This window comes from Epilithonimonas tenax DSM 16811 (assembly GCF_000428485.1).
Lineage (GTDB): Bacteria > Bacteroidota > Bacteroidia > Flavobacteriales > Weeksellaceae > Epilithonimonas > Epilithonimonas tenax.
The window spans coordinates 1-17,634 of the sequence record NZ_AUAA01000051.1; the positions used below are offsets into that span (position 1 = coordinate 1).

The window sequence follows — 17,634 nt, forward strand, 5'->3', positions numbered from 1 at the left end:
TGTTCGCATATTCAGGAAGCTTGATCTGTCATTGTTCCCGATTTGCGAGTGCAAAAGTATAAAGTTTTTTCCAAACTACCAAAACTTTTTTAAAGTTTTTTATCATAACCCGAAAGTCATCTTGGTACATCAGTCAACTTATCTTATTCGATACCCAATCTCTCGATTTGGGTCTGCAAAGATATGTTTTCCTTTTTTAACCCGCAAGACTTTTTTTTCAATTATTTAATACCTTATTACAAGTCTTAAATCATCTCAATCAATTCTTTTAGGACTTCTGCGCTGCCAACACTCTCGTTTTGGTTCTGCAAATATAAGCTGGAAAAAGCTACCATTGCAAATGGAATTAACAATTAGTTTACAATTGTGTAAAACTGCCGTCATCAACCCACTGTATAAGAGCAAGATAAAAGACCATTTAAAGTTATCCACATTATGTTAACTAGCATTAAGTAGGGAACAAGACTCGATTGGATGCACTATGCGGCAGGGATAGTAGCGTTTATCCTTTTGCTTTTTCGGTGAATATCTGGTGAAAACATCTAATGTCTGCACATTAGAAATTATGGAGAAAGGGTCATCTGTCGGAAAAAAGCAAAAGATATGAGCGGATAGCCCGGTGACAAAAATAGCTTTGGGAAAGAACTGGCTTTTTGGCAGCTGCCCCAATGTTGACATTATCTATTGGTATCCTGTAATCTTTGATCAGTCTAGTTTTCGCTGACAGACGCGCCTACACGGATGTGATAATGTCTTCTAACTCCGATTTTTGGATTTTGCATACCTATTATATATATAGTATGACAATGACAGGCCTAAAGTATCTGCAACGGCATCCAAGACCTCCAGTGAACGACCGCAGTTCATCACGTCTTGGAGAATCTCTGTAAGTAATGCGTAGGAGATGAGAATTAGAAAAAAATAAAGTACTGAGACTTTGGGAAAACGAAGTCTGAAAAAAAATCCGAGCAGGAAAAATATAGTGAAGTGAATAAGCTTGTCCAGATGTGGGAACATGAAGAAATATTCTTTGTTCTCTGCGCCGGGACGCAACAGCATATAAGTAAGAAATGCCCAATAAATGGGCAATGTGATCTTACTGTATTTGTTTGTGAGATTATCCAACAACTTCTTGGTATTGTTCTGCTGATAATAATGTGGTGAAATCTGCATCTTCTGCAACTTTCAGTTTTATGATCCAGCCTTTGCCGTATGGGTCGGAATTCAGTAATTCTGGCTGGTCTTCTAATTCTGGGTTAACTTCCAAAACTGTTCCTGGGATAGGAAGGAAAAGATCGGAAACGGTTTTCACAGCTTCTACACTTCCAAAAACGTCGCCCTCGTTAAGCTCATCGTCTACTGTATCTACATCTACGAATACGATATCTCCCAATTCTCCTTGGGCGTAATCTGTGATCCCGATAATTGCAGTGTCTCCTTCTACTTTAATCCACTCGTGGTCTTTGGTGTACTTTAGTTCTGATGGTGTGTTCATTTCTTTTGATTAGGTTTTGGCAAATTTAATTATATAATTAGGATATAGCAATAGAATAAAAATAAATTACAAAAAAAGAGCAAACAAATTGTTTACTCTTTCTTTATAAATGATGAATAATAATAATTGATAAATCCTCGATTCCATTTTTTAATTTCCTGTTCCGCCAAATGTAAGTGTGGCTGTGATACCTGCTCTTAAAGTTGAAAGTGGGAATGCGGTAGAGATCTTGTATTTCGTCATCATCTGATCATAAAAGAATTTCAGATTTAGGTTTTGAGACATATTATAATCAGCTGATAACTTGAGGCTGAATATTTTCTGTCCACCTGTTATCTGAGAATCGTCTATCAGAATGTTGGTGATCGTGGTTTTGCTATCTCTCATAGAAAGGTCTGCTCTCATATTAAGATCACTTTTCACGTCTCTAGCTTTTCCTTTATAATTAAGACGGATCTTCAGATCTTTCAAGATGTAGCCATATCCAACCACAAACTCATTCCCGAATTCTTCTGTAAGCGTGGTGTTCACCAAACCTAAGAGATAAGTTCTGTCTCTGTTGTAATTGAAACGGAACTGCATATTGTTTCTCATCGTCACATCAAAACCGACTAATGGATAAAATGCCTCTACATAACCAACCTGAGTTACTGTATAAGGATTGTATCTGTTTCCGTTTGTATCATAAACAGTTGATAAATCATTTACATTCCTGTTGTAGTAATCTATGCTAGACTGTACACCAGATGTGGTAGATGTAGAAACGTATGAGTGCAAAATATCAAATTTTGAGAACTGGCTGTTGATCATCGGGATATTTCTAAGTCCTGAATAAACCAGCTTCCAGTTTGGCAATGGTGTGCCTGCTTTTGTTGGGTTACCCATTTTTTTAGGTGACTTACCTTCTATAGCTGCCTGGAATGCTGGGATCAGCACATAGGCATTACTTCGGGAGTAGCCTGCCGTGAATCCTTCTCTGTCTCTGACGCCTTCATACTGCTGAGAAATTGCCAAAGCATTTTCTTTGATCGATTGATAAAGTGCCGTTCCGTCCTTGAAAGCCGTTTTGAAGGTCCATGCTGTATTGGAATACGTCATCATATCTGAGCCGAAAGAAAACTGGAATCCATTTCTGGTCATATCTGCATCCACATTGTAACCGCCCTGCATATAATTTCTGGTATAGGTCTGCAAAACATTGAAGTCTATCCGAAGATCATTGGCCGGCATAATTTGCAAATTGGCTGTTAGTGTTCGGTTATTAAGTTCTGTGTAAGCGTCGTTCATCAATGATGAGTTGGACAGCCATCCATTTTCTATTACTGTTCTTCTGATATCTGCCTGAGATCCTAATAAGAATCCAATAGTAGGTCCGCCAAGTGTCTGCCCATAACCATAGAAGTTGGGTGCAGAAAGAAGTCCCGGCAACATGATGCCATTGTTTTCATTGTAATTAAAATCCAACTGTTTGAATGAGGTCAATGCATAAGCGATAGCCTGTATCGGAGTCAGCTTGTTTTTGAATTGATACGATTTGAACTTGAACCTGCTGTTTTTCTTGGTAAATGCCGTGTTATAAACATTATTAAGAGAATCTATCTCCTGACGGCGTTTCTGCATTTTGTCGTTGATTCTCCTGAAGTAACTGAATTTGCCAAAGAATTTAGGAATATCCACCGTAGAAGTTGCGACAATGGCATTCGTGTTCTGAGAAATATTACCTAGGTTTTCTGTATTGCCATCAAACACGACGTTTCTCACACCTGTAGATCGTGCATTCCAGTTGTATTGGAACTGATAGCTCAATTCTGCATTGATGAAATCCAGATATGGAAAATATTCAAACGGCAGTCTGTAGTTCAATTGTGCTCTGTGGTTGTACAAAACAGGACGACCGGCGCGGAACACGTTGCTGAAGATCGACTTGTTGTTCATAGAGTTGACATCAGACTGATCATTCAACGTTTTGGTTTCTGAATTGATTTCCAGTTTCAAAGATTTGGTAAAATTAAACCCTAAACTGTACTGCCATCCGAAGAAGAAGTTTCTGTTTCTGATGGTCTCAAAATCCGAACCTCCATTTCCAGAAAGCAATGCATCCACATTTCTGTACTCTAGCTCGTTATAATTTCTGTCCAGGATGGTTCTGAATGATAATCTCGTAGGAACCGGATTGAAATTAAATTCCTTCACCCATCTCAAATATTTGTATGACTTAGCCGTATCACTTACCATTTTGTTAAACGGCTTCATCACATACGGTTTGAAGGTGTAGTTATACTCTACATAACCATTTAAGTATTGTTTATAGTTACGTTTGGTATAAACATCACGGTAGAAATCGTCATTATAGATGGCCGTTACACTAAGGTTTTCCACATCATAGAACTTTGGTTTTTTGTCCGGGTTCATTCTGTCTTTTCTCATATTGACAACACCGATGCTTCTTTGTTGTGTGTATGTGCTCACTACTTTTTTCAGTTCATCCTGATTCGGAGCTTTGGTAAGTTCCACATCATTATCCAATGGGTTGTACTTCGGATTGGTCATCGTTTGTGTGTAAGAATAATTCACAGGGATTTTCATACCTACTTTCTCCGGCAGGAATTTGTCAACATTCACAGTGGTGTTGATGCTGAACGCCGTGTTCTCATCCTGAGATCTTTCCGATGGTTTCTGATCTATTGCCCCAAATCCAACTGAAGCATACGAAGCATTGGCATTCACCATTGCAAAATCTCCCAAATTGAAGTTCAGACTGGCGTTAGCGGCATATCCTCCTTTGTTCTCGATTTCAGAAAGGCGGATCTCGTTGACCCAAAGGATAAGCGTTTTGTCTGTCGTACTGTTATTTCTGACACCAATCATCATTGTGGTCACATTTCCAATACTAGGACGTCCTTTTACATAGATTTTTTTGTTGTCGTCACCAAAATCTGGAAATAAGAAACGGTTATCAATATCTTCTGTACCGGCTCTTAATAATTCGTCACGTTTTAGTTTCGCATTGATAAAATTTTCTATTTCCAAATCTACATTATTGGCATCGGGCCATATGTCAAGTGGTGAAGTAGCGTTTTGAGCTGTTGTGGTCAAAGAAGATTCGTACTCATAGTAGTTATCCGTAGCATCACTACCAAAACGGATAAAAAATTTGGCATCCGGATCCAACTTGCCAATATTGGCTGTCGTCTGATTTGTCTGATTTTCTGCGTGAACAAACAAAGCCAATTTTTTATAACGGCGCATATCCAAACTTGTGTTCTTGAAAACACCTCTGGATTCATTTTTCAATTTATCTACCTTCATATATAATGAAGATTCATTTTGTCTTTGCGCACCTGCATTACCGCTCAAAACCTGCCTGTCTATTCCAGGAGGCAAAACGTAAGGTGGTGTTCCGAGCCCGTTTTCTTCAAGGTTTACACTGCCTAGATCAAAATTGGAATTTTGACTTGCTGGGGCACTGGTACCTTCGTCCTGATCAGCGACAGAAACACTGGAAATTTTGTTTGTATATTTTCTCCAGTCTGATCTTACCAAGTCAAAAGATCCAAAACGCAACGTAGAGGTCTGGTCAAAACCTTTCATCAATAACCTGGCGAATCTTACATTATTAAGGATAGAAACATCAGCTCCTTCTACCTTTGTATTATCATCATAGTCAGCAACCGGAATTCTGAAAAGATACCATTTAACTTTTTTGGATTGTCCATTCTCGAATTTGACATCTACTTCCTTTACATCTACAATTCTATTATTTCCTAAAGTAAGGCTTGCAGGAGATAGATCCACAGTATACTGGTTATAGCTTTCTGTCTGATCCAGGTTGTAATCTCTGTTGACGTCTTCTGCATCTGGTGTCTGAGTCGCTACTTCCAAAGTATTGGCCGCAGAGTTTCCTTCCGGACCGCGGAAATATCTGTAACGCTCTGTCAAAGAAGAAGCAAGGTTGCCCTGGAACTGATCGGACAGATAGAATACAAAGTTATCAGAAGCCGGATCCAGCTCATTGGTAACAGGATTCACGAAGTTCACGCCAAACTTCTCCTGCTCCTGGGTTCCGCCGAGACCGTCATAACCGAGATCCTGCTGCGCTCTTTCATCACCTTCTGTTGAGAAAGCGTAAAGAATGGGAAACTGATTGGGCTGCGTTCCCCAGTTTGTATTAGAGGTGTTAGACGTTACACTTGCGGTTGGCAACCCATTTTCGTATTGTAGTTTACCATCTTTCAAAACATCTTCTGAAACGTTTCCTAACTGCAGTAGAAGTTTGGGATCACTTCCCAATGTATTCCCGTCTGCGTGAGGGTCCTGCAACCAGAACTCTACATAGTCTATATTAGATGTGACGAAGTTGGTAACAGAAATGGGACGCATCAATCCTGCCCATCTTTGAGAAACTGTTTCCGTGCTTGGGTTGACGTTGTACGGACCTCTTTCCTCTGGATAATAGGTGATATCAAAAGTATTAAGAAGTGTCTGCTCACCTGCCACGTAATCTCTGTTGTTGTAAAGTTCTTTCATCTGAACTCTTCTGGAAGCAAAATTGGAAAGTGCCGCTGCATTGATCCCATTCGGTGCCTTACCTCCAACACCATAGAATCTAGGATCTATCGTGTACCAAGACAGAAGTCCTCTTCCGTTCCCACTGCTGAGATTATCGTTCGTTACCGTTTGTGGGAAAACAACATCATTCAGATTCTTTTCCGGACGGGAAGCAAGACTCCACATCGCAGGTTCCTTCAATGAAATTTTGGAAGTAGTCTGCTCAAAGTCGTCAATATAAGATTGATCATTGATTCCTTTACTTTGGCCAGGAATCAGATAGGCTCCTTCCGCTTTGAAGTTCAAATTCGAAGGTGCTTCTGTATTAATGAACGGTATTTTGTCGGTCAGTCTTGTCAGGAATGGCAATTCATTATTGTACATCATATTGAAGCCAGCCATGGTGTTGCTCACGGCTTCCTGCCCGTAATTCACTTTTTGGGTCAGAGGTCTTTCGGAATAATTCACAACCGTTGCACCGACAGTCAAATGATCACTGAATTTTCTTTCCAGATTAAGTCCCCAGAAACTTTTTCTCTGCGTATTAAAAGTTAATTGGTTTTCTAATGAGATGTTGATCGCCTGTCCAGATTGTTTTACAGTTTCATTGATGATCGTCACTGCTCCAAGCATATAATCTACGGTGTAATCTACACCTTCCACTAGCTGAGTACCGTTTGCAGTCACTTTTACCGAACCTTGCGGAACATTGATCGCGCCAAGAGAAATCCCTTGACCCTGACTGCCTTTGTATCGGCCTTCTATGGTATACCTTAAAGGAACTTCTGACTGGTTTGTCTTTTGTTTATCATAAATATCATTAAAAACATAATTGGATTTATCTGCATTTGTCAGAATACTTTCTAGATAGCTACCAAAAGGTTTGGTCTTGGTAAAGATGATCTTCCCGTTTTCTGCATCTACCGTAATGCCATTAATAAAATCGAATACACCATCACCCTTGGTTCCGTCTGCATTGTTTTGTAAATCGTTATTCTGATTCAGACGATCCAAATTGAATAGTCTCAATAGATTGACGTCCGATTTCTGGCCATTATTATAAGTTGCGCCCGGCAGATAGTTTACTTTTCCTCCAGAAATTGGATCTCTGAAGTTGACATTAAGCAAGAAATCTTCTGCCTGAATCTGATTGGTATTGAGAGAATAGATATTCTTCATCATCAATTGCCACATCGGTGAAGTAGGCTTCACATTAATATTGGATTTTAATAGTTTTGTAATCAAAACAGGGTTTTCCTCAGAAAATTCTCCAACTTTGTACACCGTAGTAGATCCATTGATGGTATAAGAATATGAAACTGCCAAAAACTGATTATCATTCAGCCTTTGATTCAATGACATATATCCCAACTGCGTATTGAATTTATATTCTGAAGTATTTAGTTTTCTTGCTTTGACATTCGTGATATAGTGCTCCGTAGGACTATACTGCTCCAATGCGCCTTGCGAATTAGGAAAAGACCTCCCATTCAATAAGTTATATGCCGCCGTTACATCCCGGGACGCACCCAAGGTAGATGATATCTGATTGTATAAATTGTTATTGGCATTATTGGGTGTAACACCTGTCTGATCTCCCAAATCCCGAATCCCGACAATTGGTTTCTGAGTTTCGATATTGGCACCGCCCTGATCCAAAACCCAAACTTCCATTCTTGTAATATTGATTCTGGAATTGATCAAAGGGTAATTTTCTAAAGCCTTGTTATAATTATCAACGAAATAGTGTCCCAAATAGTAGTGCTGATTATCTTCATAATCAAAAGCATTAATTTTGAAAGTACTCATCGTTCCGCCGCCCTGAGCCACGATGGTTTTTGCCTCGCCCTGCTGCTGCGAAAACACCAAAGTTCCGGTTGTTTTACCCAACTGGAATTCTGTTTTGAGACCGAATAATGATTGCGACCCACGGATCAAACTTGTAGAAAGTGGCATACTGATGTTACCTACTTCTACCCTTTTGATGATCTTGTCTTCCGGATCCTGTCCCTTTTCGTTAAGACCTTTGGACTGCAGATCCTTCCAGGAGCCTTTTGCCTGCCAAACCATATTCATTCGGTTTTCAAAAGCGAAACCACTTTGCGTATCGTAATTGGCTTTCAACTGTAGATTCTCTCCTACTTTTCCGGTAATTCCCAACTGAATTCTTTGCTGGATATTGATGGCAAAACTCTTTCTATTCTGAGGAAGAATTAAAGGGTTATCAATTTTCTGAGACAAAACACCAAGATCAAAAGAGGCAAAACCTTGTGGAATCAACTCTATTTTGTTGCTGCCGAAAATATTTTCGAACATTTTGTTCTTGATAGTTATAGACGGGATCAATCCTTTTTTCTTGGCATCCGTCTGGTCTTTTCTTTTGGAAAGATCATTGAGAAGAGATTTTTCCTGGTAATAAGAGCGCAGATTATTCTGCATGGTGTAGTTTTTGTACTCTTCAAACGTCATTGCGATTGGAGAACCCACAACAGTCTTCCCAACTTTTGGATATAGATAATACATTCCCGAGCCAATGTCATAAAACGCATCATACCTGATAGGATCTGCGAGACTAAAATCTGTTCTCACACTGATCAAACTGTCAGATGGTTTTTCTTGGGCAACCATGTTTGTAAAACCTACAAAGACTAAAAAAAGGAGGGTTAATTTATAAAGGTAAATATTTTTCTTCACTTATATTTTTTTTAAGAAATTGATGACAAAGCAGCACCAAATGTTAAATGTTTTTTAAAATCTCTTTCACTAATTCTTCTATAGAAACCTCTGGGTTGTGCTTCAGAATTCGGTCAGCAATCTTCTCACTCACTTTCCTGGAAATACCCAAAACTTCTAAAGCAGATAACGCCTCATTCTTGATTTTATTGTTTACTACATTGGAAAGTTTTTCTTCAGAAATACTGAATCCGCCAACCTTATCACGCAAATCGATGATGATTCTCTCAGCCGTCTTGACACCGATACCCTTCACTTTTTGGATGAGTCCGCTGTTGCCGGAAAGGATGGCATTGGCCGCTTCTGACAGACTGAGTGAAGATAGTAATATCAGTGCGGAAACTGGCCCAACACCGTTAACACTTATTAACAAATTGAACATCTCTTTTTCTTCCTTAGAAAAAAAACCGAAAAGAAGGTGGGCATCTTCGCGAATGATTTGCTGGATGTACAGAAAAACCTCAGAATTTAACTTCAGATTTTGTGAAGTCTGCAGGCTGACGCTGACATAATATCCGATTCCGTTAACTTCGACGACAGCAAATGTAGGTGTCAGTTCCTGAACCAAACCTCTTAAAGAATAAATCATTGAAATACAAAAATTAGGGTTTTGCGAAGATATAAATTAACTTAAAGATAAAAGCCATCTTAATAGTTAAAATGGCTTTTCTTGATTGTTTCTTTTATTTTATTAGGCTGTTGTTGCTATCTGTAACTTATTTTTTCAAAAACATGTAAAAATGTCATAAATCTAGTTTAGATTTAATTTTTCAAAAACCAAAGCCATACTGACAATCAGAATGGCTTTGTTGAATTTTATATTGAAAATGATTTACTTCTTATCTTTCGTCTGCGCATCCAGGACCGCAATCGTTGCAAGATTCACAATTTCGTCCACGCTGGATCTCATCTGCAGAACGTGAACGGGCTGATCCAGTCCCATCAGGATTGGGCCGATGGTTTGAGCCGCTTTCATTCCTCTAATGATTTTGTAAGACAGATTGGCGCTCTCAAGATTTGGGAAAACCAAGACGTTGGCAGGATTGGTTCCTAATTTTGAAAATGGATAATCCGCCAGGTGATCGCTGTTCAAAGCAAAATCCGGCTGGATCTCTCCGTCCACGATCATCTTCGGATATTTCTCGTGAAGGATTTTCACTGCAGCAGCCACTTTTTTGGAAGAATCACCTTTTGCTGAGAAATTCTCATAACCCAACATTGCAATTCTTGGTTCAATCGCAAAAGACTTCACTGTGATTTCTGCCATTTTTGCAATATCAACCAAATCTTCCGCAGAAGGGTTTTTATTGATAGAAGTATCCGCGAAGAACAACGGTTTCTTTTCAGTCAGGATCATCATCATTGCTGCTACTTTGCTCACGCCTTGTTTTTTAGGAATGATTTCCAAAACTGGTTTCAGAACAGAAGCGTAGCTTTTAGAAAACCCAACAATCAAAGCGTCTGTATCACCGTGAACCAGCATCAGTGGTCCAAAATAATCACGCTGTCTTACATAGCGTTTCGCTTTGTACTCATTGATCCCTTTTCGGTTTCTAAGATCCCAAAGTGTTTTTCTGTATTTTTTGCGGGTTTCTTTGTTTTCGTCATCATTCGGGTCGATGATCGGAATATCCAGATCCATTCCGAACTCTTCCATCCTTTGCTTGATCAACCTTCTGCTTCCTAACAAACTAGGAAAAGCAATACCTTCTTCCTGCAGAATTTGTGCAGCTTTGAGAATATTGTACTCTTCACCGTTTCCAAGTGTTACTCTTTTTGGGTTTGCTTTGGCGCGGTTTTGCATCATTCTCACGAGTTTCTCATCACGTCCCATTCTGTCAAGCAACTGATTTTCGTAAACCTCGAAATCCGCAATTGGTTTTCCGGCGATCCCGCTTTCCATAGCTGCTTTTGCAACAGCGATAGACACTTTGGTGATCAATCTATTATCAAATGGTTTCGGGATAAAATATTCTTTTCCGAAACTCATATTCGTGACGTTATAAGCCAGTTTTACCATTTCGGGAACTGGTTCTTTTGCAATTTCTGCCAATGCTTTTACAGCGGCCAACTTCATCGCTTCATTGATTCCTCTTGCCTGAACGTCCAAAGCGCCTCGGAAGATGTACGGGAAACCAAGGACGTTGTTCACCTGGTTAGGATAATCGCTTCTTCCCGTTGCCATCATGACATCGGGTCTTGTTGCCAAAGCTAATTCATAACTGATCTCGGGATCCGGATTTGCCAGAGCGAATACAATTGGATTCTCTGTCATCGATAGCAACATCTCTGCGGACATCACATTTCCTTTTGACAAACCGATGAAAACATCAGCTCCTTTCAAAGCATCTTCCAAAGTATCGATATCTGTTTGGGCGATAAAATCTAATTTCTCAGGTGTCAGGTTTTCTCTTCTTTGATTGATGACCCCTTTGCTGTCACACATCAGAATATTTTTTGGATCAAGGCCAAGCGAAATGTACAATTTCGCACAAGCAACCGCAGCAGCTCCTGCTCCATTGATGACCATTTTCACTTCTCCGATTTTCTTATTCGCAATTTCCAAAGCGTTGATCAAAGCGGCGGCAGAGATAATGGCTGTTCCGTGCTGGTCATCGTGCATCAATGGAATATCCAATTCTTCTTTCAGTCTTTGTTCTATATAGAATGCTTCCGGTGCTTTGATATCTTCCAGGTTGATTCCACCGAAAGTTGGTGCGATTGCTTTTACTGTTTCGATGAATTTGTCCGGATCTTTTTCATTGATTTCGATATCGAAAACATTGATGCCTGCAAAAATTTTGAAAAGCAGACCTTTTCCTTCCATCACTGGTTTTGAAGCTTCGGGACCGATGTCTCCTAAACCTAAAACGGCTGTTCCGTTGGAGATCACGGCAACGAGATTTCCTTTGGATGTATATTCGTAAACTTTTTGAGGATCATCGTGGATCGCCATACACGGTACGGCAACGCCAGGAGAATAGGCCAAAGAAAGATCTCTTTGTGAAGAATGTGGTTTGGAGGGAATGACTTCTATCTTGCCTTTTGGTTCCTGACTGTGATAATCTAAAGCGGCCTTATCGAAAGCGATCTGATCTCTTGAATTTTTTGACATTTTTAATTTCTTTTGCGTGAGTCCGTTGAGGATATGGACTCACTGGTTGATTATGACTAAGCTGCGTAAGGGCAAAGGGCATTGTTGGAGCTCTTTTTTGTTTTCTTTAATAGTGTCCTTCGAGAACGTCAGGATGACAAAAACAAAAAAAGCGACTGCCCGTAGACCGACCCTTTGTCCCGATTTTTCATCGGGATAAAGGGATACGCCCAAATATTTATGCAAAGTTAAAGTTTTGGAATGATATAGTCACGATGATAGTTGACCAGACTTTCTATCGGTTTCTGAACAACAGTGCCTATTTTGAAATGAAAATCCGATGCTGCTGCCCGAAGAATATCTTCGAAAAAATAGGCAATGGAGCCAATAAAATTGACTTCGCTTTCACGGGATTCTTCGTACGGCATGACCTGAAACTCAAGGAAATTCTTGAGTTCTTTGTAAATGAAATTCTGAAAATACGGATGTGTTTTCCGGTCTACAATGAAGCGTGTAAAGTCTGCCATATAAGCGTTTGCCCGGGGATTGTGGTACATATTTTTGAGAAGATCATCGATATTCAGCTGATAAATCTCAGTAAACTGCTGATGCAAATCCGGCGGTAATTTTTTCATAAAATAATGGCGTACCAGTTGCTTCCCAAGCGCACTTCCAGAGCCTTCGTCTCCTATGAGAAAACCCAACGACGGCAATTCTGTTTTCACTGTTTCGCCATTGAAATAACAAGCATTGGAACCAGTTCCCAAGATGCAGACAATGGCCGGAACACCTCTGTAGGCTGCATAAGCGGCTGCCAAAAGGTCTTCTTTGATATTGACTTGTGCATTTGGAAACACTTTCTGAATCTCGCGCTCTACCATTAATCTATTTTCTGGCGTGCCGCAACCGGAGCCATAATAGAAAATATGTTCTATGTCATCGTGGAATTTTGTAAGTGCCTGATTATTTTCTATTTCTGGCGCAATTAATTCTGCTTTTATGATATTGGGGTTGAAGCCAATAGTCTCGGTCTTGAGTACTTCTGTCCCTTCATTTTCCAGGATAACCCAGTCGCATTTGGTAGATCCTCCATCAACAATAGCAATCATAGTTTTGGTTTTAAAATGCTAATGTAATATTTTTTGTGAAGATTTTATGAGAATTATGTTGATTTGCCGTCCTGGATGAGCCAATCCTGGATCTCATCTTCGAGATAGGAGGTTTGCAATTTGATAGCATTGATGAAATCGTCGGGGATGCTTTCTGTAGAGTCGCTGGTTTCCAGATCCCAGAGCTCATCGGACATCAATTCATATTCTGAATAGATTCTTTTGAATCTGGAACTGCTTTTTTCCAATTCCTCAATTTTTTTCTGCTGTGGCAGGAATTTTCTGTAAGGTCTGTTAGAATTTTTCATTTTTTTGTATTCATTATGTTGTGAGTGTAGTGTTGTGACAAGCGATGAAAAAATGTCCCGGCTGAATTTCTAGAGCCAGGATCGGATTGCAACATCGATAAATATTAAGACTTTCACAATCAATACACTAAAAAATAATCAATTATTTAAATAAATCATGCAAATCATTAATACTTAATAAATGTAAAAATATTTTCGATACAAAAAAATTATTTAACTATTATTTTCAAACATTTAACAATTCGTATAAATTTGCATTCGAAATGAAACAAACACTACTTCGTCATAGACAAATCTTATTCTTCATCATTGCCGGTGGATTGAGCGCCATTGTAGAAATTGGAAGCTTTAAAATCCTGAGTGTTTATCTCCCGAAGTTTTTCCCGGATGAATATAATCTGTTTGGCATCAAATATCCCTTCAGTAATATATTATCTACAGGTTTTGGAATAATTACCAATTACTTCCTGAGCATTTGGTTTGTTTTTGAAAGAGGGAAACATAGCAAGCGCAAGGAATTTGCTTATTTCATATCGGTCTCCGTGGTTTCTACCTTGATCAGCTTGTTTCTCTTTCAGATTCTATATCATTTTGTTTTCCGCAACCCTATTGATTTAAGTTTCTATGTTTTGTCCCAGGAAATGATGAGTAAGATCAGCTCTATTGTCATTGTTTCATTGCTCAATTATTCTGTAAAGAAAAAAGTCATATTTAACGGATAATATCTTATTTTTGATCAAAATAGAATATTCATGAAGGTTTTGTTGGTTTATGCATGGCGATTTTGGATGGTCGTTGTGGGAGCAGTTTTCACATTGATATTTTTCCTTCCTGTTTATCTTTTATCCATCAGGAAGCAGGATTACAGATTTTGTTATTTTTTTATACGGCTTTGGGCGATGTCGATCTTCTATGGAACTGGTTTCCGGTATAGAATCATCAATAAAACGGATAAAAAAATTGATAAAAACCAACCCTATGTGATCATCTCCAATCATACCTCTCTGATGGATGTGATGATTCCCTGCGTACTTTTTCCGCACCATCCTCTTTGCTATGTCGGAAAAAAAGAATTGGAGAAAATCCCTGTTTTTGGCAGCGTTTACAGACGAGTCTGTGTGATGGTTGATAGAAAGAGTGCGAGAAGCCGCGCCGATGTTTACAGAAGATGTGCTGAAAGAATGCAAGACGGACAAAGCGTTGTGATTTTCCCGGAAGGCGGCGTTCCCGATGACACGCGTATTATTCTGGACCAATTCAAAGACGGTGCATTCATCCTTTCTACAAAGCACCAGTTTCCGATTGCCGTTTACACTTTTGTAGGACTGAAAGAAATGTTTCCTTTTGATCATAAAAAAGGCTATCCCGGACGGGTGGATATTTTCTTCAATGATATCTTATCGCCCGAGACACCGCTCAAAGAACTGAAAGAAAAGGCACACGAGGAAATGCTATTATCTCTAAATGGGAAAATAAAATAATTAACACAGTAATACTACTTTTTACTTACATTTGTTTTTAAATATTAACCTTAATTTAACAATCGATTAATAATGGAATCACAAAAAACCAATTGGGCACAGTTTATACCGCTCGTCACCGTTTTTTTCTTCTGGGGCTTTGTCGCGGCGAGTAACGACATCTTAATTCCTGTGTTCAAAAAAGCATTTGATTTGACACAAGGCCAAAGTCAACTCGTATCCGTAGCATTTTATATTGCGTATACGGTGGGTTCCATCATTTACATGTTGATTTCATTAGCCATTGGAAAAGATTTAGTCAATAAGATCGGGTATAAAAACGGCTTGGCATTAGGACTTACTATTTCGGCCTTAGGAACACTATTATTTTATCCAGCGGCCAACCTTCACTCATTTCCTTTAATGTTGTCAGGACTTTTCATCGTAGCATTAGGGTTTTCCCTTCAACAGACGGTTGCTAACCCATTAGCTATTGCTCTTGGTCCTATTAAAACAGGGTCACAACGCCTTACATTGGCTGGAGGAATCAATAATCTTGGGACTACTATTGGCCCATTGATCGTCAGTTTTGCCATCTTTGGTTCTGCTGCTTCTGAGAATACCAATATGAGCATCGAGAGTGTAAAAATACCTTACCTGGTTTTGGGTGTAGCATTTCTAGCCGTTGCTATTCTGCTCAAATTCTCTTCTCTGCCGGAACATCCAGCAACGATTGAAGAAGCTGCTACAGAAGAAGGCAGCGTAAAAAGTTCAGCGTTGAAATATCCACAATTGGTTTTAGGAATGCTTGCCATTTTCATCTACGTGGGCGTAGAAGTTTCTACTGCGAGTAACTTGCCGGCTTACATGGAAACCATTATCAACTCCAAAACAGGCGTTTTATATACTTTGCAGGAGATCTCACCTTACATCTCTCTCTATTGGGCCAGTTTGATGATTGGCCGTTGGACTGGTGCTGTAGAAGCTTTTACAGACAATATGGGTCTTCAGAAGATCTTGCGTTTCATTGCGCCCTATTTGGCATTCGGTGTTTTCCTTTTGGTCAATGCAGTAGCTAAGCACGACCTTTCTCCTTTCTATGTTTATGGCTTGGTCATTCTTGTATTAATTGGCGCTGATATGGCGAGCAAGGGAAACCCTGCAAGAATGCTCTTGATATTCTCAGCCCTTGGGATCATTGCGCTCACAATTGGAATGTTTACGGATGGGATTATCAGCATCTATGCTTTCACTAGTGTTGGACTGTTCTGCAGTACGCTTTGGCCTTGTATATTTACTTTAGCCGTAAGCGGTCTTGGAAAACATACTAGCCAGGGAAGCAGCTTCCTCATCATGATGATTATGGGAGGAGGCATCATCAGCTGGTTGCAAGGTATTGTGTCAGAAAGTATCGGAATCCAACACAGTTATATCGTTGGGATCCTTTGTTTTGCTTATCTGGCGTTCTACGCTTGGAAAGTAAGCGGCATTTTGAAAAGTCAGGGTATCAGTTTTGATAAAAAAGTTTCCGGTGGACATTAACAAGAACATCTTGATTAAAAATAAATTTTGGGCGATCATTCTGGTTGCCCAATTTTCGTTATTCTACCTCTTGTCTAAAATAGATTTTGCAGTTAATTTCTTTTCAACTCTGTACGAATGGAAAAAGCACTTCCACATCTTACTATTTTCGAAGTTTGGATTTTCGGCTGGGGACATAATTTATACAGCTGTTTCACTTTTTTTGATTTATGCAGTCATCAAATTGATAGTAAAGCGTACAAAAACAACTTTGACGAAAGTATTTGTTTCCATTAATATCATCTATTGTATCTACCAGTGTTGTTGGGGAATGCTTTATTTTCAAAAACCGATTACAGACAAATTACAAACTAAAGAAATTACAGACATTGACTTAAAAAAACTGGCAATCAAATATCTTCAGCTTTGCAAAGAAACGAGAGAAAAAGTTTCGGAAGATCACAACGGTATTTTTGTCATCATAGACATTGATAGGATACCACAAGAAATAATAACGCAACAAAATATGTTACCAAGCGAGATTACTTCTAAAAAGCCCGTTGAAAACTTATCTATAAAACCGAGCCTGTACAGCCACCTGATGAATTATACAGGCATTCTAGGCTATTACAATCCCTTCACTGCGGAATCACAATACAATCCCAATTTACCATCGACACAACTTCCCTTTACTCTGGCGCACGAAATGTCGCACCAGTTGGGATTTGCCAGGGAGCAAGAAGCCAGCTTCATAGCATACCTATGTGCGAAGAATTCTGAAAATTGGGATCTAAAATACAGTGCCCAACTGTATGTCTTGAAAAGTTTACTGAGAAACCTCTCGACAACAAATGAATCGTTTGTAAAAAGCATCTTATCACAATATTCTGATCAAATGAAAAAAGACAGCGCCAGTGAACTTGCGTTCTTTACAAAACACAAAGGCTTTCTAAGCGATTTTTTTGGGATAACGAATGATCTTTTTTTAAGATCCAATCAGCAGGACGGCAGCATCACTTACTCCTACTTTATCACCCTGTTGGTTCGATATGAGGCATAAAAAAAAGAATCGTACACAAGGCACGATTCTAAAAACACAAATGATGAAAAAAAATTTATTGCTTCTAAGGGATCAATTCCAAAACTTGGGGAGAAAGATAAAAATTAATAATTTTGAAGGATGTTAAATGATGTCGAACTCCTTAAATTATTTTTACCGGAACTTCTCATTGAGTATTTTGAGATTGTAAAATTTGAAGAAGAAAACCAAATCCTGCACATCTATTTTGAAGAGAAAAATACTGCTCCGAAAGAGTTTTCTTCTCTGCTATTACAGTCAAAAGGTTTTGTTCCGGAAATAACCGTT

Annotated in this window: 12 protein-coding genes; 5 read left to right on the top strand and 7 right to left on the bottom strand. The window is 39.1% G+C overall.

Features of this window, described 5'->3' with window-relative positions:
• Positions 1-756: 756 nt before the first annotated feature.
• The 7 genes from F564_RS20315 to F564_RS0115625 form a co-directional block, all read right to left on the bottom strand.
• Positions 757-1,173 carry a VanZ family protein gene (locus F564_RS20315; RefSeq protein WP_154656898.1) on the bottom strand — a complete coding sequence of 139 codons (417 nt, stop codon included), beginning with the start codon at positions 1,171-1,173 and terminating at the stop codon, positions 757-759.
• Entirely contained in the window at positions 1,118-1,495 is a 378-nt protein-coding gene (gene gcvH, locus F564_RS0115600; RefSeq protein ID WP_028123443.1) for a glycine cleavage system protein GcvH, read from the bottom strand. The genes F564_RS20315 and gcvH overlap by 56 nt, the downstream gene beginning before the upstream one ends.
• A 150-nt stretch (positions 1,496-1,645) precedes the next feature.
• Positions 1,646-8,737 (bottom strand): T9SS outer membrane translocon Sov/SprA, encoded by a 7,092-nt coding sequence (gene sov / locus F564_RS0115605; RefSeq protein WP_028123444.1) that lies wholly within the window; start codon positions 8,735-8,737, stop codon positions 1,646-1,648.
• A 43-nt stretch (positions 8,738-8,780) separates the two neighbouring features.
• Positions 8,781-9,365 carry a Holliday junction branch migration protein RuvA gene (gene ruvA / locus F564_RS0115610; RefSeq protein ID WP_028123445.1) on the bottom strand — a complete coding sequence of 195 codons (585 nt, stop codon included), beginning with the start codon at positions 9,363-9,365 and terminating at the stop codon, positions 8,781-8,783.
• Positions 9,366-9,608: 243 nt separating this feature from the next.
• Entirely contained in the window at positions 9,609-11,891 is a 2,283-nt protein-coding gene (locus tag F564_RS0115615) for an NADP-dependent malic enzyme (RefSeq protein WP_034981805.1), read from the bottom strand.
• Between the two features lie 227 nt (positions 11,892-12,118).
• Positions 12,119-12,979, bottom strand: a complete 861-nt coding sequence (locus F564_RS0115620) for a BadF/BadG/BcrA/BcrD ATPase family protein (RefSeq protein WP_028123447.1) — start codon at positions 12,977-12,979, stop codon at positions 12,119-12,121.
• Positions 12,980-13,032: 53 nt separating this feature from the next.
• Positions 13,033-13,287, bottom strand: coding sequence for a hypothetical protein (locus F564_RS0115625; protein ID WP_028123448.1), 255 nt, complete (start codon positions 13,285-13,287; stop codon positions 13,033-13,035).
• A 263-nt stretch (positions 13,288-13,550) separates the two neighbouring features.
• Between F564_RS0115625 and F564_RS0115630 the strand changes: the two genes are divergently transcribed.
• From F564_RS0115630 to F564_RS0115655, 5 genes are all read left to right on the top strand, one after another.
• Positions 13,551-14,009 (top strand): GtrA family protein, encoded by a 459-nt coding sequence (locus tag F564_RS0115630; protein WP_028123449.1) that lies wholly within the window; start codon positions 13,551-13,553, stop codon positions 14,007-14,009.
• A 30-nt stretch (positions 14,010-14,039) separates the two neighbouring features.
• On the top strand, positions 14,040-14,768 hold the full coding sequence (locus F564_RS0115635; protein WP_028123450.1) for a lysophospholipid acyltransferase family protein: 729 nt from the start codon (positions 14,040-14,042) through the stop codon (positions 14,766-14,768).
• A gap of 72 nt (positions 14,769-14,840) precedes the next feature.
• Positions 14,841-16,289, top strand: a complete 1,449-nt coding sequence (locus tag F564_RS0115640; RefSeq protein ID WP_028123451.1) for an MFS transporter — start codon at positions 14,841-14,843, stop codon at positions 16,287-16,289.
• A gap of 70 nt (positions 16,290-16,359) precedes the next feature.
• Positions 16,360-17,328, top strand: coding sequence for a DUF3810 domain-containing protein (locus tag F564_RS0115645; protein ID WP_228373918.1), 969 nt, complete (start codon positions 16,360-16,362; stop codon positions 17,326-17,328).
• 120 nt (positions 17,329-17,448) lie between these two features.
• A partial coding sequence (locus F564_RS0115655) for an ISAon1 family transposase N-terminal region protein (RefSeq protein ID WP_028122364.1) occupies positions 17,449-17,634 on the top strand: 186 nt, incomplete at its 3' end.

What these genes read in the sequence shown, in the direction of transcription:
- F564_RS0115625 (WP_028123448.1), bottom strand. Translation starts at nt 13,287, where the DNA reads ATGAAAAATTCTAACAGACCTTACAGAAAATTCCTGCCACAGCAGAAA.
- gcvH (WP_028123443.1), bottom strand. Translation starts at nt 1,495, where the DNA reads ATGAACACACCATCAGAACTAAAGTACACCAAAGACCACGAGTGGATT.
- F564_RS0115630 (WP_028123449.1), top strand. Translation starts at nt 13,551, where the DNA reads ATGAAACAAACACTACTTCGTCATAGACAAATCTTATTCTTCATCATT.
- F564_RS0115635 (WP_028123450.1), top strand. Translation starts at nt 14,040, where the DNA reads ATGAAGGTTTTGTTGGTTTATGCATGGCGATTTTGGATGGTCGTTGTG.
- F564_RS20315 (WP_154656898.1), bottom strand. Translation starts at nt 1,173, where the DNA reads ATGCAGATTTCACCACATTATTATCAGCAGAACAATACCAAGAAGTTG.
- F564_RS0115640 (WP_028123451.1), top strand. Translation starts at nt 14,841, where the DNA reads ATGGAATCACAAAAAACCAATTGGGCACAGTTTATACCGCTCGTCACC.
- ruvA (WP_028123445.1), bottom strand. Translation starts at nt 9,365, where the DNA reads ATGATTTATTCTTTAAGAGGTTTGGTTCAGGAACTGACACCTACATTT.
- F564_RS0115615 (WP_034981805.1), bottom strand. Translation starts at nt 11,891, where the DNA reads ATGTCAAAAAATTCAAGAGATCAGATCGCTTTCGATAAGGCCGCTTTA.
- F564_RS0115620 (WP_028123447.1), bottom strand. Translation starts at nt 12,979, where the DNA reads ATGATTGCTATTGTTGATGGAGGATCTACCAAATGCGACTGGGTTATC.